The 237-nt window shown below is 72.2% G+C and carries 1 protein-coding gene; it reads left to right on the top strand.

Features of this window, described 5'->3' with window-relative positions; translation table 11 throughout:
• On the top strand, positions 1–237 hold a 237-nt coding region (locus tag EQG76_RS26685; protein ID WP_159717937.1), incomplete at both ends, for an ATP-binding cassette domain-containing protein.

Here is a 237-nt window from a genome sequence, read left to right as displayed (position 1 = left end):
TGTTCGAAGCGATCGCCGATCCGGTCCGCCTGCTGCTGAAGCCGAAGAGCCGGGCGAAGCTGGACGCGCGCGTCCGCAAGGCGGTGGATCTCGTGGGTCTGCCCCAGGAGTTGATCGGCCGCTACCCGCACCAGCTCTCCGGCGGCCAGCGCGCCCGCGTCGGCATCGCGCGGGCCATCGCGGTCGAGCCCTCGCTGCTGATCCTGGACGAGCCCACCTCCGCCCTCGACGTGTCGG

The sequence above is a fragment of the Geminicoccus flavidas genome (assembly GCF_009806515.1).
Taxonomy (GTDB): Bacteria; Pseudomonadota; Alphaproteobacteria; order Geminicoccales; family Geminicoccaceae; genus Geminicoccus; species Geminicoccus flavidus.
This window is presented reverse-complemented; position numbering and strand designations above follow the sequence as displayed.